Origin of the sequence: Brenneria nigrifluens DSM 30175 = ATCC 13028 (assembly GCF_005484965.1) — a bacterium.
Taxonomy (GTDB): Bacteria; Pseudomonadota; Gammaproteobacteria; order Enterobacterales; family Enterobacteriaceae; genus Brenneria; species Brenneria nigrifluens.
Genome location: NZ_CP034036.1, coordinates 2541976 through 2565085, shown reverse-complemented (window position 1 = coordinate 2565085; position 23110 = coordinate 2541976). Strand labels below are relative to the sequence as shown.

General features: G+C 56.2%; 21 protein-coding genes. 12 read left to right on the top strand and 9 right to left on the bottom strand.

Translation table 11 applies throughout. From position 1 onward, the window contains the following. Nucleotides 1-118 precede the first annotated feature (118 nt). Nucleotides 119-1351 carry a peptidase T gene (pepT, locus tag EH206_RS12040; RefSeq protein ID WP_009113039.1) on the top strand — a complete coding sequence of 411 codons (1233 nt, stop codon included), beginning with the start codon at nucleotides 119-121 and terminating at the stop codon, nucleotides 1349-1351. Nucleotides 1352-1426: 75 nt separating this feature from the next. Here pepT and EH206_RS12035 read toward each other — a convergent pair whose 3' ends face one another. The 8 genes from EH206_RS12035 to rluE form a co-directional block, all read right to left on the bottom strand. After that, nucleotides 1427-2548 carry a ribosomal protein uL16 3-hydroxylase gene (locus EH206_RS12035; RefSeq protein ID WP_009113038.1) on the bottom strand — a complete coding sequence of 374 codons (1122 nt, stop codon included), beginning with the start codon at nucleotides 2546-2548 and terminating at the stop codon, nucleotides 1427-1429. A gap of 67 nt (nucleotides 2549-2615) precedes the next feature. After that, nucleotides 2616-4070: a two-component system sensor histidine kinase PhoQ gene (phoQ, locus tag EH206_RS12030; protein ID WP_009113037.1), complete on the bottom strand. Its 1455-nt coding sequence runs from the start codon at nucleotides 4068-4070 to the stop codon at nucleotides 2616-2618. Then, entirely contained in the window at nucleotides 4063-4755 is a 693-nt protein-coding gene (phoP, locus tag EH206_RS12025) for a two-component system response regulator PhoP (RefSeq protein WP_040343223.1), read from the bottom strand. Before phoP ends, phoQ begins: the two co-directional genes overlap by 8 nt. 212 nt (nucleotides 4756-4967) lie before the next feature. Beyond that, the gene (purB, locus tag EH206_RS12020; RefSeq protein WP_009113035.1) at nucleotides 4968-6338 is read right to left on the bottom strand and encodes an adenylosuccinate lyase; all 1371 of its coding nucleotides are present in this window, start codon (nucleotides 6336-6338) and stop codon (nucleotides 4968-4970) included. Between the two features lie 66 nt (nucleotides 6339-6404). Beyond that, nucleotides 6405-7031, bottom strand: a complete 627-nt coding sequence (hflD, locus tag EH206_RS12015) for a high frequency lysogenization protein HflD (RefSeq protein ID WP_009113034.1) — start codon at nucleotides 7029-7031, stop codon at nucleotides 6405-6407. Between the two features lie 2 nt (nucleotides 7032-7033). Next, on the bottom strand, nucleotides 7034-8140 hold the full coding sequence (gene mnmA / locus EH206_RS12010) for a tRNA 2-thiouridine(34) synthase MnmA (RefSeq protein ID WP_009113033.1): 1107 nt from the start codon (nucleotides 8138-8140) through the stop codon (nucleotides 7034-7036). A gap of 95 nt (nucleotides 8141-8235) precedes the next feature. Then, on the bottom strand, nucleotides 8236-8682 hold the full coding sequence (locus tag EH206_RS12005) for an NUDIX hydrolase (RefSeq protein ID WP_009113032.1): 447 nt from the start codon (nucleotides 8680-8682) through the stop codon (nucleotides 8236-8238). Next, nucleotides 8675-9298 carry a 23S rRNA pseudouridine(2457) synthase RluE gene (gene rluE, locus EH206_RS12000; RefSeq protein WP_168709097.1) on the bottom strand — a complete coding sequence of 208 codons (624 nt, stop codon included), beginning with the start codon at nucleotides 9296-9298 and terminating at the stop codon, nucleotides 8675-8677. Before rluE ends, EH206_RS12005 begins: the two co-directional genes overlap by 8 nt. Before the next feature lie 131 nt (nucleotides 9299-9429). Here rluE and icd point away from each other — a divergent pair, with 131 nt between their 5' ends. Next, complete coding sequence (icd, locus tag EH206_RS11995; RefSeq protein WP_009113030.1) at nucleotides 9430-10683, top strand: NADP-dependent isocitrate dehydrogenase; 1254 nt, start codon at nucleotides 9430-9432, stop codon at nucleotides 10681-10683. 212 nt (nucleotides 10684-10895) lie between these two features. Here the strand turns inward: icd and EH206_RS11990 are convergent, their stop codons facing one another. Then, nucleotides 10896-11657: a GntR family transcriptional regulator gene (locus EH206_RS11990; RefSeq protein ID WP_009113029.1), complete on the bottom strand. Its 762-nt coding sequence runs from the start codon at nucleotides 11655-11657 to the stop codon at nucleotides 10896-10898. Between the two features lie 269 nt (nucleotides 11658-11926). Between EH206_RS11990 and EH206_RS11985 the strand changes: the two genes are divergently transcribed. From EH206_RS11985 to EH206_RS11940, 10 genes are all read left to right on the top strand, one after another. Continuing rightward, nucleotides 11927-12703 carry an ABC transporter substrate-binding protein gene (locus EH206_RS11985; RefSeq protein ID WP_369750668.1) on the top strand — a complete coding sequence of 259 codons (777 nt, stop codon included), beginning with the start codon at nucleotides 11927-11929 and terminating at the stop codon, nucleotides 12701-12703. A gap of 106 nt (nucleotides 12704-12809) precedes the next feature. Continuing rightward, a complete protein-coding gene (locus tag EH206_RS11980; protein WP_009113027.1) occupies nucleotides 12810-13784 on the top strand; it encodes an SIS domain-containing protein in 975 nt (324 codons plus the stop codon). 51 nt (nucleotides 13785-13835) lie between these two features. Next, the gene (locus EH206_RS11975; RefSeq protein WP_009113026.1) at nucleotides 13836-14648 is read left to right on the top strand and encodes a PfkB family carbohydrate kinase; all 813 of its coding nucleotides are present in this window, start codon (nucleotides 13836-13838) and stop codon (nucleotides 14646-14648) included. Between the two features lie 665 nt (nucleotides 14649-15313). Next, a complete protein-coding gene (locus tag EH206_RS11970; protein ID WP_009113025.1) occupies nucleotides 15314-16528 on the top strand; it encodes an aspartate aminotransferase family protein in 1215 nt (404 codons plus the stop codon). Nucleotides 16529-16552: 24 nt separating this feature from the next. After that, the gene (gene astA / locus EH206_RS11965; RefSeq protein WP_009113024.1) at nucleotides 16553-17587 is read left to right on the top strand and encodes an arginine N-succinyltransferase; all 1035 of its coding nucleotides are present in this window, start codon (nucleotides 16553-16555) and stop codon (nucleotides 17585-17587) included. Further along, the gene (astD, locus tag EH206_RS11960; protein WP_009113023.1) at nucleotides 17587-19071 is read left to right on the top strand and encodes a succinylglutamate-semialdehyde dehydrogenase; all 1485 of its coding nucleotides are present in this window, start codon (nucleotides 17587-17589) and stop codon (nucleotides 19069-19071) included. Before astA ends, astD begins: the two co-directional genes overlap by 1 nt. A 67-nt stretch (nucleotides 19072-19138) precedes the next feature. Then, nucleotides 19139-20479 (top strand): N-succinylarginine dihydrolase, encoded by a 1341-nt coding sequence (gene astB, locus EH206_RS11955; protein ID WP_009113022.1) that lies wholly within the window; start codon nucleotides 19139-19141, stop codon nucleotides 20477-20479. 12 nt (nucleotides 20480-20491) lie between these two features. Beyond that, nucleotides 20492-21493 (top strand): succinylglutamate desuccinylase, encoded by a 1002-nt coding sequence (gene astE / locus EH206_RS11950; RefSeq protein ID WP_009113021.1) that lies wholly within the window; start codon nucleotides 20492-20494, stop codon nucleotides 21491-21493. 197 nt (nucleotides 21494-21690) lie between these two features. Then, nucleotides 21691-22377: a histidine ABC transporter permease HisQ gene (hisQ, locus tag EH206_RS11945; protein ID WP_009113020.1), complete on the top strand. Its 687-nt coding sequence runs from the start codon at nucleotides 21691-21693 to the stop codon at nucleotides 22375-22377. Next, nucleotides 22374-23078, top strand: coding sequence for an ABC transporter permease (locus EH206_RS11940; RefSeq protein WP_009113019.1), 705 nt, complete (start codon nucleotides 22374-22376; stop codon nucleotides 23076-23078). Before hisQ ends, EH206_RS11940 begins: the two co-directional genes overlap by 4 nt. Nucleotides 23079-23110: the final 32 nt, after the last annotated feature.

Genomic DNA, 23110 nt, shown 5'->3' with positions numbered 1-23110 from the left:
GGCGGATAAACATCAAGGTTTTCCTTGCGCGTGTTAACACGGTAAAAACTGACCTGACGCAATATTTGCCTTAGGTGCCGTCTCCATAATGAAACGCAGGGTTCAAGAGGCAATAGTGATGGATAAATTACTCGATCGATTTTTAAATTACGTTTCTTTTGATACGCAATCAAAAGCGAGTGTCCGGCAGGTGCCAAGTACCGAAGGTCAGTTGAAGCTTGCCCGCGCATTACAACAGGAACTGCTCGAACTGGGGTTTGAGCAGGTCACGCTAAGCCAGCATGGCTGCGTTATGGCCACGCTGCCCGCCAACGTTGCCTGGTCGGTGCCGACCATCGGTTTTATTTCCCATCTGGATACCTCTCCCGACTATTCCGGGAAGCACGTTAATCCGCAGATTGTGGAAAACTATCGCGGCGGCGATATCGCGCTGGGCATCGGCGACGAAGTGCTTTCGCCGGTGATGTTTCCGGTACTGCATCAGCTGCTGGGGCATACGCTGATCACCACCGACGGCAAAACGCTGCTCGGCGCGGATGACAAGGCCGGCATCGCGGAAATCATCACCGCGCTGGTGCGTTTGCGAAAACGCCAGGTGCCGCACGGAGAGATCCGCATTGCGTTTACGCCGGATGAAGAGGTCGGCAAAGGCGCGCAATTCTTTGACGTGCAGGCATTCAATGCGCAATGGGCGTATACCGTCGACGGCGGCGGCGTGGGGGAGCTTGAGTATGAAAACTTCAACGCCGCCTCGGTGACGGTGAAAATCGTCGGCAATAACGTCCACCCCGGCAGCGCCAAAGGGGTGATGGTCAACGCGCTTAATCTGGCCTCGCGCTATCATCAGGAGGTGCCCGCCGATGAGACGCCGGAAAGCACCGACGGCTATCAGGGTTTTTATCATCTGCACAGTATCAAAGGCGTGGTCGAGCGGGCGGAAATGCACTATATCGTGCGTGACTTTGATCGTAACGGGTTTGAACAGCGCAAGAAAAAGATGCTGGATATTGCGGAGAAAGTGGGAAAAGGTCTGCATCCCGACTGCTATATCGAGGTGACGATCACCGACAGCTACTACAATATGCGCGAGCAGGTTGAGCAGCATCCGCATATTATCGCGCTGGCGCAGCAGGCTATGCGCGATTGCGATATCGAACCGTTGCTTAAGCCCATCCGCGGCGGCACCGACGGCGCTCATCTGTCGTTCCTCGGGCTGCCTTGTCCCAATCTGTTTACCGGCGGCTACAACTATCACGGCAAACACGAATTCGTCACGCTGGAAGGCATGGAGCAGTCGGTGGCGGTGATTATGCGTATCGTCGAACTCACCGCATTACGCGCCAAAGGCTAAAAACCGCCGGGAAAGCCTCCCTCCCCGGGGAAGGAGAGGGCTGCGGCGGGGTAAGACGCATTCGTTCAGCGCGGCCTAATCGGCAAAATACCAATAGCCGCTGTTAATCAATATGGTCAGCAGCGCCAGAAACGCCGGATCGTCCAGCGCTTCCGACAGCATGGCGGCATCGACCACGCGATGCTCGGCCAGCGCCGACAGCGCCGGCTTATGCGGGCTGTCGATTAGCTCACCGTTTACAAAGCAGTTTTCGCCGATAAGCAGCACGCGCAGGCCGCCTAAACGGTGCAGTTGCTCTCCCTGTTGCAGAAAGTCATAGACTTCGCCGGCCTGATAGGGCGGTTCCGGCGGCGCCAGATCGAGCTCATGGCGCGATTGCGTAATAAATTCGCCAAACCAGTTCTGGAAATGCTCCGGCTGCTGCGCCAGCTCCAGCATCATATGCTGCAAATGGTCCAGCTCCTGCGGCAGCACGGCGGCCGGATGTTGGCGCGCGGGAATATCGGGATCGCTATAGCGGTGGCTGCCGAGTTCGCGGGATAACACATAATCGGCGAAGCTGCTCAATAACTCGCGGGCGTTCGGCGCGCGGAAGCCCACCGAGTAGTTGAGCGAGTTTTCCAGGGAATAACCGTCGTGCGGGAAACCGGGCGGAATATACAGAATATCGCCCGGCTCCATCTCTTCATCGATGATGGCGTCAAACGGTTCGACCTGAAGCAGGTCGGGGTGAGGGCAGTGCTGTTTCATCGGCACCTTTTCCCCCACGCGCCAGCGGCGGCGGCCGGTTCCCTGAATGATGAAAACGTCGTACTGATCCAGGTGCGGACCGACTCCGCCGCCGGGAACGGAAAATGAGATCATCAGGTCGTCCAGGCGCCAGTCCGGCAGTTGGCGGAACGGGCGCATCAGCGCCAGAGAGGGTTCATGCCAGTGGTCGACGGCCTGAACCAGCAGCGACCAGTTGTTCTCGCCCAGGTGATCGAAGCTGTCGAACGGCCCGTGGCTAACCTGCCAGCGGCCGTCATTGTGGCTGACCAGACGGCTGTCGACCTCATTTTCTAATGCCAGACCGGCCAACTCGTCCGGTGAGATGGGATCGATAAAGCGATTAAAGCCGCGTTTGATGATAACCGGCTGCTTTTGCCAGTAGCGGGCCAGAAAATCCGGCCAGTCGAGATTGAGTTGATAGTCCATACCATGTTTTCCAGAAAACGGGGGGCTGCAACAATTATAGCGGAAGCGCCGTTGGCTGTACCGACTTTCATGCCTCATGCGGGCCGGGGTTCTGGCGGGAAAATATCGCCTCTACCCGGGCGCCTCCCAACTTACTGTCGCTGATGATGATCTCGCCCTGATACTGCTCGATAATTTCCGCCGCCACCGACAGGCCGATCCCCTGGCCGGGACGCAATCTGTCGGCGCGCTGTCCGCGCTGGAAAATAAGCGCCCGTATGCTTGCCGGGATGCCGGGCCCGTCGTCATCGATAATCAAATGCAGTTTGTGATCGGAATGCTGGGCGCTGATCTCCACAAATTCCAGACAGTATTTGCAGGCGTTATCCAGCACGTTGCCCAATACTTCCATAAAGTCGTTCTTTTCGCCGATAAAGGTGAGCTCCGGCGAAATGTCGAGCGTCAGCTCCACCCCTTTGCGCTGGTAAACTTTATTCAGCGCCGAGCACAGCCCGTCCAACAGGGCGGGCACGGAATGCACTTCGCGCGTCAATATATGGTGTTCGGAACGCACGCTGGCCCGGTGCAGGTAATAACCAATCTGCTGCGAGATGCGGCTTATCTGCGCCAGCATAATGGGTTCCGCCTGATCGATATTGATCTCCTTGCCGGTGCGTAACGCCCGCAGCGTGGTCTGCAACACCGCCAGCGGCGTTTTCAGGCTGTGGGTAAGGTCGGTCAGGGTGGTACGGTATTTGTGATAACGCTGGCGCTCGTTGTTCAATAAAATGTTCAGGTTTCTCACCAGGCTGAACAGTTCGCGCGGCGGGTTTTCATCCAGCTGTTCGCGGGTGCCCTTTTCCAGTTCGGCAATCTGCCTGACCAGGCTTTTGATCGGCCGCAGGCTCCAGTGCGCGGCCAGCCACAGCAAGGGAAGCACCAGAATAAGATTGGCGATAACCACGTAGCTGAACCATTCCCAGACGATATCTTCCTGCTGTAGCTCCTGCGGGATGCGGTCCACCACCACGATGGTCAATGGCGGAAGGTGCTCGGTGTGCGGGTAGACATTCACGGCGATTGAGTGCGTCAGCGTATTGGCGTGGATGCCGTTAAGCGCTTTGAGGCTATTCAGCACCAGCGTATTTCCTTTCAGCACGGCGCTGCTGGTATCGGTATCGGTATCCAGTTCATGGTAGGCGGTTTTTTTCAGCCACTCGGGGTTGATCAGCGCTTCCAGTTCGGGCACTTTTTTTTCCCGCCACAGTATTTTCCCCTGTTGGTCGTAAATTAAGACCATCGTGGGGAAATTAATATCGATATCCGGCGGCGTGGCGATGGTCAACTGGTTATCCCGCCACTGCGCCAGACTATAAAACAGGTTGCTTTCACCGCGCAGCAGCCGGAAAGAGGTTTTATCGAAGTTGACGCTGTAGCCGATAATCGCCACTACGCCGTAAGAGAGGGACAGCGCCAGAACAATGGCGACCGTGGCTAACAGAAAGCGGACGCGCAGTGAGAAAGGCGCTCTTCCGTTACTCATTCGGCGCCTGAGCGGTGGCGATGTCGAAACGATACCCCTGGCCGCGCACGGTGGTAATTACATCCGGCGAACCGGCGCTCTGTATTTTTTTGCGCAGGCGCCCCATCAGTACATCTATGGTATGGCTTTCGCGCAGTTCCGCATCGGGGTATAGCTGCAGCATCAGCGACTCCTTGCTGACCACTTTGCCGCTGTTGCGGATCAGGGTTTCGATGATGGTATATTCAAATGCCGTCAGCTTTATCGCCGCCCCTTTAATCATCACTTCACGGCGCGACAGGTCGATTTCAAACGGCGGGATGCTGATAATCTGCGACGCCAGTCCGCTATTGCGGCGCATCAGGGCCTGCATACGGGCGACGACCTCCTCCATATGGAAAGGTTTGGTGACGTAGTCATCCGCGCCCGCTTCCAGCACCGCCACTTTGTCCTGCCACCCTTCGCGCGCCGTCAGCACCAGAATGGGTAATTTGGCCTGCTGCGAACGCCAGCGGCGGATAACGCTCATCCCGTCTTCGTCCGGCAGCCCGAGGTCGATAATCGCGATATCCGGGGCGTGTTCGCGCAGGAAATAATCGGCTTCTTTGGCATCTGCGGCGGCATCAACCTGATGGCCCATTTCATTCATTTGCACGGTAAGGTGATGGCGTAATAAAGCATTATCTTCGACAACCAGAATGCGCATCGCTGTTTCCTCTGTCACACTGGCAAAACGGGCCATAGGCAAACTCTGTTTGCGTATCATAGTCATCCGTAATCGGAATTATTTGTATTATACAATTTTAATCCAGCAAATTATCCACATAGATAATAAACGGCGGATAAACGGGATCGGCGGAAAAGAGGAAGGGCGGCGGGGTGATAGGCGGGCGCGCGGCCCGCCGGTGGCGTCGGCGCTTATTTCAGATCGTCGACCATTTTAATCGCCCGGCCGATATAATTCGCCGGCGTCAGGGCCTTCAGCCGGGTTTTTTCGGCTTCGGGCAGATCCAGTCCATCGATAAATACCTGAATGCCGGCGACGTCAACGCGTTTGCCGCGCGTCAGCTCTTTCAGTTTTTCGTAAGGTTTTTCAATGCCGTAGCGGCGCATCACCGTTTGAATCGGTTCCGCCAGCACTTCCCAGTTGTGATCCAGTTCGTCACTCAGGTGGTCGCGGTTGACTTCCAGTTTGCTGATGCCCTTAAGCGTCGCCTGATAAGCGATCAGCGCATAGCCAATCCCCACGCCCAGATTACGCAGTACCGTGGAGTCGGTCAGGTCGCGCTGCCAGCGGGAGATCGGCAGTTTACCGGCCAAATGTCCCAATACGGCGTTGGCTAATCCCAGGTTGCCTTCCGAATTCTCAAAATCGATAGGATTGACCTTATGCGGCATGGTGGAAGAGCCAATTTCACCGGCGATGGTTCTCTGCTTGAAGTGGTTCAGGGCGATGTAACCCCAGATATCGCGGTCGAAGTCGATCAAAATGGTGTTAAAGCGGGCAACGCAGTCAAACAGTTCGGCGATATAGTCATGGGGCTCGATCTGGGTGGTGTACGGGTTCCAGACGATCCCCAGAGAGGTGACGAAACTTTCGCTGAACCGGTGCCAGTCGACGTCGGGATAGGCGGCGATATGCGCGTTGTAGTTACCCACGGCGCCGTTGATTTTACCCAGAATCTCAACCTGTTGCAGTTGACGGTACTGCCGCTCCATACGATAGGTGACGTTGGCGAACTCTTTACCGATGGTGGAAGGGGTGGCCGGTTGGCCGTGGGTGCGCGACAGCAGCGGAATATCGCGATATTGCCGGGCCAGATCGGCCAACGCATCAATGATTTTGCGCCAGTGGGGCAGAATGACTTCGCGGCGCGCGGTGTCCAGCATCAGCGCATGAGACAGGTTATTGATGTCTTCCGAGGTGCAGGCGAAGTGGATAAATTCATTGACCGCGTGCAGCGCCGGCACGGCGGCGACTTTTTCCTTCAGGAAATACTCAACGGCTTTAACGTCATGGTTGGTGGTGCGCTCAATGGTTTTAATGCGCGCGGCGTCCTGTTCGTCAAATTCCGTCGCAATCCGGTCGAGGAAAGCGTTTGCGTCGGCATCAAATGCAGGAACTTCCCGGATTTCGGCACAGGCCGCCAATTTTTGCAGCCAACGCACTTCAACCTGCACGCGGAACTTCAGCAAACCGAATTCGCTGAAAATAGCGCGTAACGTGCTGACTTTATCGCCGTAGCGGCCATCTACCGGGGAAACGGCGGTCAGTGAGGATAATTCCATCGCAAGCAACTCCTGGGATCGGTTTTAATAAAAATTAGCGCGCCTGGCCCGCAACTTAATCGCTGCTTAGCAGCGCGCCAATATCTGTTTTGCTTCTTTTATCAGATGACCGCGGGAAAACATCAACTGCAGGCGTCCGCCGCCCACCTGTTGCCATAGCACCGCGGAACGAATACCGGCTAATAGCGCCGCGCGCACCCTGGCCTGGATCTGGCTGTTTTTCAGTATCTCCGGCGAGCCGGTCACCTGAATCCGCGGCCCCAGGGTACTGATCACATCGACATAAATACCGGCCAGCGCGCCGACGATCGTATCAGAGAGCAGTTCGAAATGCTCCAACTGACGTTCCAACTGGCCGATGCGGTTACCCAGCTCGTCGAGCGCAGCGCTTTTGGCGTGCAGTTTACGCTCAAGGGCGATCAGGCTGAAAGCATAGCGCGACAGCTCGGCGCCCGGACCTTTGCCGCTGGTATTCAATATTCCCAGCAGGGTCTCCAGCCCGGTTTTCAGATTGCTTTGCGCATCGCCATATACCGCCAGCGTCGACGCCGGGTTTACCACCAGAATGCTGTTGAGCGACGTGTGCAGAATGTCGTTGTCGCAGTTGCCGCTATGGGCTAGCTGTTGCACCAGATGGGCGGACTGGCAGATGCCCGCCAGCGCCAGGGTAATATCATAATAATTTTTGGCCACGATCACTCCTGTAAACGTTCTTCAATAATGCCGCCGCCCAGGCAAACCTCATCCTGATAGAAAACGGCGGACTGCCCTGGAGTCACCGCCGCCACCGGTTTATCAAAACGGACGGTAATGCGGTCTGCGCCAAGCGGGGTGACGGTGCAGGGAATATCGGCTTGCCGATAGCGGGTTTTCACCACGCAGCGTAATTCCGTGGTTAACGCTTGACGATCAACCCAGTGCAGCTGCTGGGCGATTAATCCGCCAGACATCAGGCGCGGGTGCTCATGTCCCTGGGCGACGTAGAGGATATTATTTTCCACGTCTTTATCCACCACATACCAGGGGGCTTCGCCGCCGTCCTTGACGCCGCCGATACCCAGCCCTTTACGCTGCCCCAGGGTGTGATACATCAGCCCCTGATGCTGTCCCATGGGTTTGCCGTCGTCAACGGACAGTATCGGGCCCGGTTGAGCAGGCAGATAGCGGGCCAGGAAATCGCTGAACTTGCGTTCGCCGATAAAGCAGATGCCGGTGGAGTCTTTCTTTTTGGCCGTGGCTAAATCCAATTGCACGGCGATTTCGCGCACCTGCGGTTTTTCCAGGTCGCCCACCGGGAACAGGCTTTGCGCAATCTGTTCATGGCTGAGCGTATAGAGGAAATAGCTCTGATCTTTATTGCCGTCCAGTCCGCGCAGTAAACGGCTTTTGCCGTCGACGTCGCGGCGGCGCACATAGTGGCCGGTGGCGATATAATCCGCACCCAGATCTTCGGCGGCGAACTCAAGGAATGCTTTGAATTTAATCTCTTTATTGCACAGAATATCAGGGTTCGGCGTGCGGCCCGCCTGGTATTCCGCCAGAAACAGTTCAAAGACGTTATCCCAGTATTCGGCGGCAAAATTAACCGTGTGCAGCTCAATGCCGAGTTTGTCGCAGACGGCCTGAGCGTCGGCAAGGTCGGTTGCCGCGGAGCAATACTCGGTGTCGTCGTCCTCTTCCCAGTTTTTCATAAACAGGCCTTCAACATGATAGCCCTGTTGCTGCAACAGGTAAGCGGAAACCGATGAATCAACACCGCCGGACATACCGACAATCACTTTTTTCTGGCTGTTATCTGACATGGGAGTCTCACGAACTGAACTTGAAGCGAAAAACGAGCGGCGCATTTTATCATGTTGCGCCCGGACCTGCACCGCTATTCCCGCGGCGCTGTGCGCTAAAACGGCCAGTTAAAGGCGCCCAGCAGGGTTAAAGGATAGCGTTGCGGGCGTTGATAGCAGCGAATACTCTCCGCCACCAGCGGCGAGCGCAACTGAGTGGAATGCAGGATCTCTTCCGCCGTCAGCCAGCGGCAGCATTCAATATCGCTGTCGTGCGGCTGCGTCGCCAGCCGCTGCGGCAGGTCGAGAGCAAAGCAAAAGCGCAGAAACGGCGTCCGGTCCGGGGCGATCCACTGGTGCAACTGCAGAAAACTCTGCGGCGCGGCCTGAATGCCGGTTTCTTCCCATAACTCCCGGGTGGCGGCCTGAATCAGCGTTTCATCGGCCTCTAAATGGCCGGCGGGCTGGTTCCATAACAATTTATCGTCGATTAACTCTTCGACCACCAGAAAATGGTTCTCCGCCTGAACAACGCAGGCAACGGTAACGTGTGGCTTAAACATCAGCGATCTCCTTCCATTCTCCGGGTAACAGGTTTTCCACGTTCTGATCCGCCATGCCATAGCGGATCAGGCGCAACGTGGGATAACCGATATGCGCCGTCATACGCCGAACCTGACGGTTGCGCCCCTCATACAGGGTGATTTTCAGCCAGCAGACGGGAATGTTTTTTCGTTCCCGAATCGGGGGATGTCGCGGCCACAGCCAGTCGGGTTCGGGTACGATGGCAACGCCAGCCGGCAGGGTTTTACCGTCTTTAAGCTCCAGGCCGCGGCGAAACCGGGCCAGCGCCGTTTCATCAGGAACGCCTTCGACCTGGGCGTAATAGGTTTTTGCCGTCTTTTGCGACGGTTGGGTGAGCCTGGCCTGAAGCTTGCCGTCATTGGTGAGGATCATCAGCCCTTCGCTGTCACGGTCCAGACGCCCGGCGGCGTAAACATCGCCGAGCGGAATATAGTCTTTCAGGGTGGCGCGCCCGGCTTCGTCGGTGAACTGGGGCAGCACGTCAAAGGGTTTATTGAACAACAGCACGCGCCGCGGTTCCACGGCGCCGCGTTTTTTCGTCGCTCGTGAGCTGAATCGGTTAACTTGGTGATTTTTAACAGAGAATTTATTCATCATCTTTATAGCCGCGAATAACAAAAGCATTATACTCGAAATGCTTTACGATTGGCGCGGGCTAAATATTCAAGTAGTATCGACACATATCTTACAAGTCATTAACAAAATAGCGCTCGAAGGAGAGGTTAATGGAAAGCAAAGTAGTGGTACCGCAAGAGGGTCAAAAGATTACCGTTGATGCTCAAGGCAAGCTGAACGTCCCCCAGAATCCGATTATTCCCTTTATTGAAGGGGACGGCATTGGCGTCGACGTAACGCCGGCAATGATCAAGGTTGTTGATGCCGCAGTAGAAAAAGCCTATCAGGGCAAGCGCGCTATCTCCTGGATGGAAATCTACACCGGCGAAAAATCAACGCAGATTTACGGCAAAGACGTGTGGCTGCCGGAAGAGACGCTGGACCTGATCCGCGAATATCGCGTGGCGATTAAAGGCCCGCTGACCACGCCGGTGGGCGGCGGGATCCGTTCGCTGAACGTGGCCCTGCGCCAACAGCTGGATCTGTATGTCTGTCTGCGCCCGGTGCGCTACTACGAAGGCACGCCAAGCCCGGTTAAGCACCCGGAGCTGACCGATATGGTGATCTTCCGTGAAAACGCGGAAGATATTTATGCGGGCATCGAGTGGAAAGCGGGCTCAGCGGAAGCCGATAAGGTCATCAAGTTTCTGCGCGAAGAGCTGGGCGTAAATAAAATCCGTTTCCCGGAACAGTGCGGCATCGGCATCAAGCCGTGTTCCGAGCAGGGCACCAAACGGCTGGTGCGTGCGGCGATTGAATATGCCATTACCAACGATCGCGATTCCGTCACGCTGGTACACAAAGGCAACATCATGAAATTCACCGAAGGCGCCTTTAAAGACTGGGGTTACCAGTTGGCGCGTGAAGAATTCGGCGGTGAACTGATTGACGGCGGTCCGTGGGTTAAAATCAAAAACCCCAATACCGGCAAAGATATCGTAGTAAAAGACGTGATTGCCGATGCGTTCCTGCAGCAGATCCTGCTGCGTCCCGCGGAGTATGACGTTATCGCCTGTATGAACCTGAACGGCGACTACATTTCCGATGCGCTGGCCGCGCAGGTTGGCGGTATCGGTATTGCGCCGGGCGCCAATATCGGCGACGAATGCGCCCTGTTTGAAGCCACTCACGGCACGGCGCCGAAATACGCCGGTCAGGATAAAGTGAATCCGGGCTCCGTTATTCTGTCCGCAGAAATGATGCTGCGTCATCTGCAATGGTTCGAAGCCGCCGACCTGATTGTTAAAGGCGTTGAGGGCGCGATCCGCAACAAGACAGTGACCTACGATTTCGAACGTCTGATGGACGGCGCTAAACTGCGGAAATGTAGCGAGTTCGCGCAGGATATCATCGATAACATGTAAGTATATTGTTATAACATTGATCGGCGGGGGCGTTTGGCTTCCGCTGATTTTTAACATTTAAAAAATCATTCAGTAAAACCTCAGTCAAATTCTTCAGGAAAAAGGATTAAAAAACAGCGCCATAGTGATAGCTAAGCGCTGGGTTCCTTTATTCCCAAAGTGATATCCCAATAACCAGAGCACAATCGGCGCCAGTACCGCCAGCAGGCTATTTAGCGGGTATTATGATTCATTGAGTAATTGATTTTAAAAGAAACGCGGTGTGGATGATTGACGGAAACCAGATATTCCAACGGTTGCTGGCGGCTGTCGAAAATAACGCCGCGATAAACCAGCGCCGGACTATCCGGCGGCGCCTCAAGCAGTTGCTGTTCGTCTTCCGTCATGCCGGCGACGCTGATATAGCCTTCATCCGCTTCGCCATACAATTGATAACGCTCGTTGAGTAAATGGTAGAGGGATTCCCCCTGGCTGAGATCTTCGGATTGCAGCGTGGGAACCTTGCTGCGCGGCAAAAAACTGGTCTCCAGGCAAAAAGGCTTATCGTCAGCCAGACGCAGGCGTTTAATCATCACGATCGGCTCCCCTTGCGCAATCTGCAAGCGTTGCGCGATACGTTGGCTGGCGCCGGATTCGTGGAACAGGATCAGGCGGCTGCTGGGCGTGGCGCCGTTTAATTCGACGATCTTGCTGATCCCCTGTTTCAGCGACTGGGATAGCGGGCGTTCAATGGCGCGGTGCGCCAGATAGGTGCCCTGATTGCCATGTTTTTCCAACAGACCATCACTGACGCTTTCCGCGATGATTTTACGCAACGTCATACGGCTGACCGACAGGAGCTGCGCCAGTTCACGTTCCGGCGGGATTTGGTCGCCCACGCTGTATTCCGCCGATTGGAGCAGATCTTTCAGCTTCTCTTTGGCTTGCAAATACGCTTTTCGCGGGCGCGGGTGTCTGGGTTTTATCTCGTTCATGGTCTAATTTTAAAAATGAAGCTTACGATGAGTTTTGCTTAAAGATAAGCGAAAACAGCGGGATAATCCACAGGAATTCATTATTACACCGGCCCATGCTAAGTCATTTTTATACCACTGATGGGTTTTTTTCAATATAACAAAACCATATGGTCTAATTTGTGTTGAATAAATTGCTTTGAAGTAACAGATATGGCTAATATTCTTCCTGATGGTATATTTTGTGGTATTAATTTAATCAGGGGAAAAAAATGGGCAAGATAAAGAAGATTTTTTCACCGTTTATGCTGCTAGTGGCGTTTGCCGGCGGTCATGATGCATTGGCGGCGGAGAAATGGCAAAAAATCCGCTTTGGCGTCGATCCGGCCTATCCCCCTTTCGAATATAAAACCCCGCGAGGACAGCTTGCCGGTTTCGATATCGATCTCGGCAATGCGATTTGTACGGAACTGAAAGCGCAGTGCGTCTGGGTTGAAAACAGTTTCGACGGTTTGATCCCGGCGCTGAAAGCCAGAAAATTCGACGCGGTGCTCTCCGCGATGTCGATTACCGAAAAGCGGAAACAGTCGATAGCCTTTAGCGACAAATTATACAACACCCCAGCCTATATCGTTACCGGTAAAGAGAGCGGCTTAAAGCCGGACGCCAAATCTCTGCAAGGCAAACGCGTCGGCGTACAGTCGGGTTCCGTTTTTGAAACCTACGCCAAGAAGTATTGGCAGGATGAAGGCGTAAAAATTATCGCCTACCCGGACTCCAGCGAAAGCTATGCCGATCTGATTGTCGGCAGGCTTGATGCGGTGCTGGATGACGCATCGGTGCAGACCCTTGCCCTGCTTGACAAACCCGAGGGTGAACGCTTCGTTCAGGTTAACCAGCGGGTGTACGATCCGGAAATTTTTGGCCCCGGAACCGGCATCGGCCTCAATAAAGAGGACGAAGATCTGCGGCAGGCGCTCAATCAGGCCATTGCCGCGATTCGCAGCAACGGCACCTATGATCGCATTGCCAAACGCTATTTTACTTTTGACGTGTACGGCGACTAATCCGTCACCTTGTCTTCCCGCATCTTTCCGGTTGCAGGGGCGTTGGTTCCCTGCATCCTGAATGCTATTGAACAGATAAATTTTCGCAATAAAACCGAGGAATGTTATGAACGCCAGAGAAATGATTGAAGCCGTTATAAGCCAGCGCGGGCAACAGGGGGGAATACAGCAGATTTATCTGGTTGCCTGTGGGGGATCGCTGGTTGATATGTATCCGGCCAAATACTTTCTGGACAGTGAATCATCAATGTTACGCAGCGGAATGGCGACGGCAAACGAATTTGTTCATGTTCCTCCCCGAGCGTTGGGGAAGAATTCACTGGTCATTGTCTGCTCGCATGGCGGTAATACCGCGGAGTCGGTCGCCGCTGCTGAACTGGCGCAGCAGCGGGGCGCGCAGACCATTACGTTGTCTCACAATCCGCAAGCCCGGCTCATCCAGTATGGCGATCACCACATTTCCTACGTATGGGGTACGGAAACCAGCGTAACCGAAAATCCGATTACGCTTATTCTCAGCCTGTGCGTCGAAACGCTGCATCAGACGGAAGGCTACCCGCATTATGAGGACTTTCTGCGGGCGATGACGCAGATTGACGCGGTGATAGCCACCGCCTGTACCCTGGCGGCGCCGCGCTGTGCGGATTTTGCCGAACGCTATCAGTCCGAAGCGCTGTTTTACGTGCTTTCCAGCGGCGCGTCCTTTGGACAGGCTTATGGCGTCGCCATCTGTTCGTTAATGGAAATGCAGAGGCTGCATGCCGCGGCTATCCATAGCGGAGAATATTTCCACGGCCCGTTCGAGGTCACGGATCGCCAAACGCCTTTCATTCTGCTGATGAATGAGGGACGTACCCGGCCGTTGGATGAGCGGGTGAGCGATTTTCTCGGCCGGTACGCGGAGAAAATCGAGGTTGTAGACGCCAGCGCGTTAGGCATCGGCGTATTGCCGGAAACGGTGGTGGAGTTCTTTAACCCGGTATTGTTTTACCGCATCATGTGCGAATACCGCGGCGCGTTGGCGCATATCCGCAACCACCCGCTGGAAACCCGCCGCTACATGAACAAAGTGGCTTACTGATCGCCCGTCGCCACGGCAGCGTGGCGACCTGAACGTTCTGCGAGTAATAATATGAAAGTCATCGGCATAGGCGACAATGTCGTCGATCGGTATAGCCACCTGCGAATCCGCTATCCGGGGGGCAATGCGCTTAACTTCAGCGTTTACGCCAGCCTGCTGCATGCGCAGGCCGCTTATCTGGGCGTATTCGGCGATGATGCCGCCGGCCGGCACGTACAGCGTTCGCTGGCGGCGCATCACATTGATGTTTCACGCTGTCGTCAGGTCCAGGGGGAAAATGGTTATGCGCAACTGACGGTGGTTGATGGCGAGCGTGTTTTTATCGGCTCTAATCAAGGCGGCGTGCGAAAAAATACCCCAATGGATTTTATTCTAAGTGATATCGAATATTTAAACTCTTTCTCGTTACTTCACACCAGCTGCTACAGTTATTTGGACCATTTATTACCGGCGTTGCAGCGTCTGCCGGGGCGGCTCTCTTATGACTTTTCCGATGATTTCGACCAGACCGCCGCCTTGTCGCTCTGCCGATGGCTCGATTTTGGTTTCTTCTCCTGTTCCGCCATGTCGATGGACGACTGTCGTCAATTGCTGTCGGCGGCGGTCGGTGCGGGCTGCCGCTATGCCATCGCGACCCGGGGAGCGGAAGGCGCCTTGCTGCATGATGGCGAGAATTGGTTTTTCCAGGCGTCACGCCCTATCACGCCGCTTGATACGCTTGGCGCCGGGGATGCTTTTATCACCGCGTTTTTGCTCGCCTTTATCCAGGGGCGGTCTATCGTTGTCAGCCTTTCAGCGGCCGCGGACTTTGCGGCCGCTATTTGTCTGAAAGCGGGCGCGTTTGGCTGTGGCGAACATTACTGACTTTTTATCAAGCGCGTCGTTGCGGCCTCGTCGGCACCTTGTCCCCAATATCGAATTTTGTCATTAATTTCCCTCCCAATCCTTCCTCCCGCCGGGGGAAGGAAACTGATCTGCAAAAACGCGAGCCATGAGTTGCCATATTTTGGTGAGATGCCTCGCTTTTTTGGTGCAACATTAAAATAAGGTGGAGCGTCGGGGTTTGTCTGCAGGGCGGCAGCGGTCATTATTTGCTCCGAAAAATAAAAATGTTATTTTTTCCGGCGTTGAATAATTTTTTCCTATCACATGATGATTTTATGACGATTTCTCTTTTCGCATAACTACGAATGCATAAATATTGCATAAATATGCAATTTAACTTATTGTTTTTACGTAATAAATTTAACCCAATCCCGGTTTATTCACTTTTTGGCACGATAGCTGCTCTACGATCATTATCTGAAAAAGCAGGTTTATTGCCTTGCCTGCCGCCGGAGCGCATCAGAGGCGGATAGAGAAGGGGGTTAATAAATTGATTAATAATAAGTTAATGATTTCTTTCGCTCCTTTTTTCAGCGCAAAACAGGTGATGAAAAAGCGAACGTTTTTTCTTCATTACCCGATTCGATGTTCAAAGTGTGAACAGAAACAAATTCCGGCATCTCGCCGAGCGAAATGAGGCCAATATGGAACAACCAGTTGTTGTAACACGTCAGGATTTTAACCACCGAATGGTGCCGGTCTATGCGCCGGCTGATTTCATTCTGGCGCGCGGTGAGGGTTCCCGTGTCTGGGATCAGCAAGAGAAAGAGTACATTGATTTCGCCGGCGGCATCGCGGTTAACGCGCTGGGGCATTGCCACCCGGCGGTGCTGGCCTCGTTAACCGGGCAGGCGGGCAAGCTGTGGCACATCGGTAACGGTTACACCAATGAGCCGGTGCTGCGGTTGGCAAAGCAACTTATCGACGCCACGTTTGCCGATAAGGTATTTTTCTGCAATTCCGGGGCGGAAGCGAATGAAGCGGCGCTTAAACTGGCGCGAAAATATGCCCGCGACTGCGGCGCGGCGGATAAAAACCGCATCGTCGCCTTCAACGACGCTTTCCACGGCCGTACGCTGTTTACCGTCAGCGCCGGCGGACAGCCCAAATACTCGCAGGACTTCGCCCCGCTGCCGGGCGGGATTGACCATGTGCCGTTCAATGATTTGAACGCGGCTGAGGCCGCGATTACCGCGCACACCTGCGCGGTAATTGTCGAGCCGATCCAGGGCGAAGGCGGCGTGTTGCCGGCCGACCCGGTTTTCTTGCAAGGGCTGCGCGCGTTATGCGATCGCCACGGCGCGCTGTTGATTTTTGATGAAGTGCAAACCGGCGTCGGTCGTACCGGCTCGCTTTACGCCTATATGCAGTATGGCGTGGTTCCCGACGTACTGACTACCGCCAAAGCGCTGGGGGGCGGTTTCCCGATTGCCGCCATGCTGACGACCGACACCTTCGCCGGCGCGTTTTCGGTCGGTTCGCACGGCACCACCTATGGCGGTAATCCGCTGGCCTCGGCGGTGGCCGGAACGGTAGTGAGTCTGATCAACACCCCGGAGGTGCTGGAGGGCGTACGGCGGCGTCACCAGTTATTTATCGATGGCTTGAATAGCATTAATGCTGACTATCCTGTTTTTGCCGATATTCGCGGTAAAGGGTTGCTTATTGGTTGTGAACTGAGCGCCGACTATGCGGGTAAGGCCAAGATGCTTACCCAACTGGCGAGCGAGGAAGGGCTGATCGCGTTGATCGCCGGGCCGGATGTGGTGCGCTTTGCCCCTTCACTGATTATTCCCGAAGGTGACATCGAGGAAGGACTATTGCGGTTTAGACGCGCAATTGAACGGCTTCGTGGTTAATTCAGCGATAAAGAGGTGGGTATTATGATGATTATTCGCGCCGTAGAGCGCCGCGACCTGGCTGACCTGCGGGCGCTGGCGCGCAAATCCGGCGTCGGTTTGACCACGCTGCCGGACAACGAAGAGACGCTATCGGCACGTATCGAACGCGCGATCAAGACCTGGCAAGGGGAGCTTCCTCTGGAAGAGCAGGGCTATCTGTTCGTGCTGGAGGATACCCGCGTCGGACGCGTAGTTGGCGTCAGCGCGCTTGAGGTCGCGGTGGGGCTGACGGAGCCGTGGTACAACTTTCGTGTCGGCACGCTGGTTCATGCCTCCAAAACGCTTAACGTCTACAAGGCCGTGCCGACGCTGTTCCTCAGCAACGACCATACGGGTTATAGCGAGCTTTGCACCCTGTTTCTCGACCCCGATTACCGCCACAGTCTTAATGGAAAACTGTTATCCAAAGTGCGCTTTCTGTTTATCGCCGCTTTCCGCGAGCATTTTTCCGGCAAGGTGGTGGCGGAAATGCGCGGTTACTCCGACGAGCAGGGCAATTCGCCGTTCTGGGAAGGGCTGGGCAGCCGCTTCTTTTCCATCGATTTCGCCCAGGCGGACTATCTTAGCGGCACCGGACAAAAGGCATTTATCGCCGAACTGATGCCCAAACACCCGCTGTACGTCGACTTTTTGCCAGAGACGGTACGCGAGGTGATTGGCAAGGTGCATCCTCATACCGCGCCGGCACGCCGGGTGCTGGAGTCTGAAGGACTCAGCTACCGAGGATACATCGATATTTTCGATGGCGGCGCCACGCTTGAAGCGGACATCGACCAACTGCGTGCGGTGAAGGAAGGACGGCTGTTGCCGGTAGCGATCGATGAGACGCCCGTGCATGCCGATCTACCGGCCTGTCTGGTGGCCAATGATGATTATCAGCAGTATCGCGCTCTGTTGGTGCAGGCCGATCCTGACGGCGATTGTCTGCGCGTTAGCGCGCAGACGGCGGCGGCGTTAGGTATGGCCCCCGGCGGTAAGGCCCGTCTGGTCACCCTTAATCCACGGGGGAAAGAGTAATGCCATCTTCTTTGCTATTTATCAACGGCGCCTGGCGACAGGGCCGCGGCGCCGAATTCAGCAAAACCGATCCGCTGGATAATCAACTGCTATGGCAGGGGGCGGCGGCGAATGCCATTGATATTGATGACGCCTGCACCGCCGCAAGACGCGCTTTCCCGGCCTGGGCGCGCCTGCCGCTGGCGCAGCGTACCGCGGTGGTGCAACGTTTTGCCGGGTTGCTGGAGCAACATAAGGAACATCTGGCCGCGGTCATCAGCCGTGAAACCAGCAAACCGCGTTGGGAAACCCTGACGGAAGTACAGGCAATGATCGGCAAAGTCGGTATTTCTCTGCGCGCTTATCAGCAGCGCACCGGCGAGAGCCGTACCCCGATGGCGGACGGCGCCGCGTCGTTACGCCATCGGCCGCACGGCGTGCTGGCGGTGTTCGGCCCCTATAATTTCCCCGGCCACCTGCCCAACGGCCATATTGTACCGGCGCTGCTGGCGGGAAACTGTGTGGTGTTCAAGGCCAGTGAACTGACGCCGCTCACCGCGCAGGAGACGGTTCGGTTATGGCAGCAGGCGGGCCTGCCGGATGGGGTACTGAACCTGTTGCAAGGCGGGCGGGCCACCGGCGCCGCGCTGGCGGTTAATCCGCAGACTGACGGCCTGCTGTTTACCGGCAGCGCCAGCACCGGCTATCAACTGCATAGCCAACTGGCGGGGCAGCCGGAAAAGATCATCGCGCTGGAAATGGGCGGTAACAATGCGCTGATCGTTGACGAGGTCGTGGAGCGCGACGCCGCGGTCAATCTGGCGATTCAATCGGCGTTTATCTCCGCCGGACAGCGCTGTACCTGCGCACGTCGTCTGCTGGTAAAACGCGGCGCTGAAGGCGACGCCTTTCTGCAACGGTTTATCGAGGTGGCGCGCGCGCTGCGCATCGGCCGCTGGGACGCCGAGCCGCAGCCCTTCATGGGGGGAGTGATCTCCTCTTCGGCGGCGGAAAATATGCTGGTCGCGCAGCAACAACTGCTGGCGCTGGGCGCCACCGCCCTGCTGACCTTGACCCGGCCGGAAGCAAACAACGCATTATTGACGCCGGGTATCCTTGATATTACGGGTGTGGACGGCGTGCCGGACGAAGAGTACTTCGGGCCGCTGGTGCGCGTGATCCGCTATGAGGATTTTGACGAGGCGCTGCGTATCGCCAACCAGACGCGCTACGGACTGGCGGTGGGGTTAGTGTCGCCGCGGCGCGATCGGTTCGATCGTCTGCTGCTGGAGGCGCGCGCCGGGATCGTCAACTGGAACAAACCGCTTACCGGCGCCTCCAGCGCCGCGCCATTCGGGGGCGTTGGGGCATCGGGCAATCATCGCGCCAGCGCGTTTTACGCCGCGGACTACTGTGCCTGGCCGATGGCCTCGCTGGAGAGCGAAACGCTGACGCTGCCCGCCACCCCGACGCCGGGGGTATCGTTTGATACGTCGGCGGAATAGCCGTGGGGCGGCATAACGTCATCGGCCGCGTGTGCGCCTGAGCAATTTTCCGTTTTCTGGAGTCATCATGTACGGATATGAAGTCAATTTCGATGGGCTGGTGGGGTTAACGCACCATTACGCCGGTCTGTCGTTCGGCAATGAAGCCTCAACGCGGCATCAGAACCGCGTCGCCAATCCGAAACTGGCCGCTAAGCAAGGGTTGTTGAAGATGAAAACGCTGTCGGATCTCGGCCATCCGCAGGCGGTATTGCCGCCGCAGGATCGGCCTCATCTGCCGATGTTGCGGCGGCTGGGATTCAGCGGCAGCGACGAAAGCATGCTGGCGCAGGCTATGAAACAGGCGCCGCGTCTGCTGTCCGCGCTCAGTTCGGCCTCTGCGATGTGGGCGGCGAATGCGGCCACGGTGTCGCCTTCTGCGGACAGTGCCGATGGCCGGGTGCATTTTACCGCCGCCAACCTGAACAATAAGTTTCATCGGGCGGTCGAAGCGCCAACCACGGCGGCGATGCTGCGGGCGATTTTCCGTGACGAATCGCATTTTGTCCATCATGCGGCGCTGCCGCAAGTTGCGCTGTTTGGCGACGAAGGGGCCGCAAACCATAACCGTCTGGGAGGCGATTACGGTCGCCGAGGCGTGCAGGTGTTCGTTTACGGCCAGCACCAGTCCGGTAACGAGCCGGGGCCGCAGCGCTATCCGTCGCGTCAGACGCGCGAGGCCAGCGAAGCGATCGCCCGCCTGCATCAGTTGGATGCGCGCCACACGGTGTTTGTGCAGCAGAATCCGGCGGTTATCGATCGCGGGGTGTTCCACAACGATGTTATCGCGGTGAGCAACCAGCAGGTGTTGTTCCACCATCAGCAGGCCTTTTTGCATCAACAACGGGCGCTGGACGAGATACGCGGCAAAATGGCGCAGTTGGAACAAGATCTGGTGGCGATTGAAGTACCGGAAAGCCGGGTTTCGGTCGATGATGCGGTGGCCACGTATCTGTTCAACAGCCAGATCCTCACCCGGCCGGATGGCGGGATGACGATTGTCGTACCGGAGGAGTCGCGTCGTCATGACGGCGTCTGGCGTTATTTGTCGGAAATGACCGCGTCAGGGGGACCGCTTGACGATATCAAGGTATTTGATCTGCGCGAAAGTATGCGTAATGGCGGTGGACCGGCCTGCTTGCGCCTGCGGGTCGTGCTCAACGAACAGGAGCTGCGGGCGGTGAATCCGCGGGTCATGATGAATGACCCGCTGTTTGCCACGCTCAATCAGTGGGTTGACCGTTACTATCGTGACCGGTTGACTCAGGACGATCTGGCGGACCCGATGCTGCTGCGCGAAGGACGGGAAGCACTGGATAGCCTGACGTCTATTCTGGGGCTGGGATCGGTCTATGCCTTCCAACGGTAGGAAACAACGGGTATGAACGATTTTTTAGCGCTGACGTTGCGCGGGGCGTTGCCCCGGCAGACAAGCGGTGAAACAGCCGGGCTGCACTGGCGCTGGTGGCGGGAAGGGGTGCTGGAACTGGCGCCGGACAGCGGATATCAGCGGGCGGTGGTGCTATCGGCCGGGATCCACGGTAATGAAACCGCGCCGATTGAGCTGCTCGATCGGCTGGTTAACGATCTCCTGGCCGGTCGGCAAGGGCTGGCGGTGCGGCTGTTGGTGGTGCTGGGCAATCCGGCGGCGATGCGCGCAGGGCGGCGTTACCTGCACAGCGATATGAACCGGATGTTCGGCGGCCGTCATGCGCAATTCGCACCGAGCGGCGAAACGGCGCGCGCGCGCGAACTGGAACAGGTGATGACGGCGTTTTTCGCCGCCGATGCGCCGGAAAATGGCGCGGCGCGGCGGCATTATGATCTGCATACCGCGATCCGTGATTCAAAGATGCCGCGCTTTGGTCTGTTGCCCTATCAGCAACGTCCCTACAGCGCCGCGTTGCTGGACTGCCTGACGGCGGCGGGGTTGGATGCGCTGGTGGTGCATAGCGAGCCGGGCGGAACGTTCAGCCATTTCAGCAGCGAGCGGTTGCAGGCGGGTAGTTGCACGTTGGAATTGGGCAAAGCGAGAGCGTTTGGCTGTAACGATCCGCACCAGTTTTCCGCTATCGATCGCGCCCTGCGGGCCGAAGTGAGCGCTATGGCGTTGCCGGCGCGAAGCGGGCCGCCGCCGGCGTGGTTTCGCGTTGCCCGTTCGCTCATCAAACACGGCGACGCATTTCGGCTGCACCTCGCTGACGATACCGCCAATTTCACCTGTTTCGAGCAGGGAACCTTGCTGTGCGAACAGCCGGGGGAACTTTACCGGGTAAAGCACGATCGCGAATGGATTCTGTTTCCCAACCCGAATGTGGCGCCGGGGCTGCGGGCCGGACTGGTGTTGACGGAGATGGCGCCGGACGGTCTTGCCGTGCTATGAGCCGCCGTGGGAAAAATAGGTCTGTTCAGGGTGAGAAAAACGCGCTTTTACGGCGGGGAAGTGGACATTGTTTCAATATAATATATTGAATTATATTAAAAATAATTGTTTCATTAATGCAATCGGTTACTTTACAAAGGCGAATGCCCCCGACTGGAACACCACTCCAACGATGATGCGATACAGAGGAACGACATATGTTGCAGGGCTACAATAAACTTATCTTTGAAGGGGCGTTGGTGACGCTGGAGCTGGCGCTGAGTTCAGTGCTGCTGGCGGTGATCATCGGTCTTATCGGCGCGGGCGGCAAACTCTCCCGCTACCGTCCGGTCGTCGCCATATTCAATATCTACACTACCCTGATCCGCGGCGTACCGGATCTGGTGCTGATGTTGCTGATCTTCTACGGATTGCAGATCGCGCTGAATAACGTCACCGAATTTTTCGGCGTCGCCCAAATCAATATCGATCCGCTGACGGCGGGGATTATCACGCTGGCCTTTATTTATGGCGCCTATTTTACCGAAACGTTCCGCGGCGCTTTTATGGCGGTGCCGCGCGGACAGATCGAAGCGGCCACGGCTTTCGGTTTCAGCGGCGCCCAGATTTTCCGCCGCATTCTGTTTCCGTTGATGATGCGTTTCGCGCTGCCGAGTATCGGCAACAACTGGTTGATAATCCTCAAGGCGACGGCGCTGGTTTCCATTTTGGGGCTTAACGATGTGGTCAAGGCCACGCAACTGGCGGGTAAAGGCACCTGGCAACCCTTCTTCTACGCGCTGGTCGCCGGCGGGATATACCTGTTTTTCACCACCATTTCCAACGGCGTTCTGCTGTGGCTGGAAAAGCGTTACTCCATCGGCGTCAAGAGGGCTGAGTTATGATCGAGATTTTACAACAGTACTGGCAGTCGCTGCTGTGGAGTGATGGCTACCGTTTTACCGGTGTGGCGATTACGCTGTGGTTATTGATCATCTCGGTGACCATCGGCGGTTTGCTGGCGGTGCCGATGGCGGTGGCGCGGGTTTCATCGTCCCGCTGGCTAAGCTTCCCCGCCTGGTTGTACATCTACATCTTTCGCGGTACGCCGCTGTATGTGCAATTGCTGGTGATCTATTCCGGCGTCTATACCCTGGAGATTGTCCGCGGTACGGAATTCCTCAACGCGTTTTTCCGTAGCGGCATGAACTGCGCGATTCTGGCGTTGATACTCAATACCTGCGCGTATACCGCGGAAATTTTTGCCGGGGGCATCCGTTCGGTGCCGCATGGAGAAATCGAAGCGGCAAGCGCCTACGGTTTTTCACGCTTCAAAATGTACCGCTGTATCATTTTGCCTTCCGCGCTGCGCATCTCGCTGCCGGCCTACGGCAACGAAGTCATTATGATGCTGCACTCCACGGCGCTGGCCTTTACCGCCACCGTGCCCGATCTGTTGAAGATCGCGCGCGATATTAACGCCGCCACCTATCAGCCTTTCTACGCGTTTGGCATTGCGGCCGTCATCTATCTGATTATCTCTTATGCGCTTATCAGCCTGTTTCGCAAAGCGGAAAGACGTTGGCTGGCTCATCTGAAACCCTAATCACCTGTATCGCATTAACATGAGAATCAACT

Excerpts from the sequence above, each read along its gene's own strand:
- EH206_RS12005 (WP_009113032.1), bottom strand. The coding sequence starts at position 8,682 with ATGTTTAAGCCACACGTTACCGTTGCCTGCGTTGTTCAGGCGGAGAAC.
- phoQ (WP_009113037.1), bottom strand. The coding sequence starts at position 4,070 with ATGAGTAACGGAAGAGCGCCTTTCTCACTGCGCGTCCGCTTTCTGTTA.
- EH206_RS11970 (WP_009113025.1), top strand. The coding sequence starts at position 15,314 with ATGGAACAACCAGTTGTTGTAACACGTCAGGATTTTAACCACCGAATG.
- EH206_RS11980 (WP_009113027.1), top strand. The coding sequence starts at position 12,810 with ATGAACGCCAGAGAAATGATTGAAGCCGTTATAAGCCAGCGCGGGCAA.
- astD (WP_009113023.1), top strand. The coding sequence starts at position 17,587 with ATGCCATCTTCTTTGCTATTTATCAACGGCGCCTGGCGACAGGGCCGC.
- astB (WP_009113022.1), top strand. The coding sequence starts at position 19,139 with ATGTACGGATATGAAGTCAATTTCGATGGGCTGGTGGGGTTAACGCAC.
- EH206_RS12035 (WP_009113038.1), bottom strand. The coding sequence starts at position 2,548 with ATGGACTATCAACTCAATCTCGACTGGCCGGATTTTCTGGCCCGCTAC.
- purB (WP_009113035.1), bottom strand. The coding sequence starts at position 6,338 with ATGGAATTATCCTCACTGACCGCCGTTTCCCCGGTAGATGGCCGCTAC.
- EH206_RS11940 (WP_009113019.1), top strand. The coding sequence starts at position 22,374 with ATGATCGAGATTTTACAACAGTACTGGCAGTCGCTGCTGTGGAGTGAT.
- hisQ (WP_009113020.1), top strand. The coding sequence starts at position 21,691 with ATGTTGCAGGGCTACAATAAACTTATCTTTGAAGGGGCGTTGGTGACG.
- icd (WP_009113030.1), top strand. The coding sequence starts at position 9,430 with ATGGAAAGCAAAGTAGTGGTACCGCAAGAGGGTCAAAAGATTACCGTT.
- phoP (WP_040343223.1), bottom strand. The coding sequence starts at position 4,755 with ATGCGCATTCTGGTTGTCGAAGATAATGCTTTATTACGCCATCACCTT.
- astA (WP_009113024.1), top strand. The coding sequence starts at position 16,553 with ATGATGATTATTCGCGCCGTAGAGCGCCGCGACCTGGCTGACCTGCGG.
- rluE (WP_168709097.1), bottom strand. The coding sequence starts at position 9,298 with ATGAATAAATTCTCTGTTAAAAATCACCAAGTTAACCGATTCAGCTCA.
- EH206_RS11975 (WP_009113026.1), top strand. The coding sequence starts at position 13,836 with ATGAAAGTCATCGGCATAGGCGACAATGTCGTCGATCGGTATAGCCAC.
- EH206_RS11990 (WP_009113029.1), bottom strand. The coding sequence starts at position 11,657 with ATGAACGAGATAAAACCCAGACACCCGCGCCCGCGAAAAGCGTATTTG.
- astE (WP_009113021.1), top strand. The coding sequence starts at position 20,492 with ATGAACGATTTTTTAGCGCTGACGTTGCGCGGGGCGTTGCCCCGGCAG.
- mnmA (WP_009113033.1), bottom strand. The coding sequence starts at position 8,140 with ATGTCAGATAACAGCCAGAAAAAAGTGATTGTCGGTATGTCCGGCGGT.
- pepT (WP_009113039.1), top strand. The coding sequence starts at position 119 with ATGGATAAATTACTCGATCGATTTTTAAATTACGTTTCTTTTGATACG.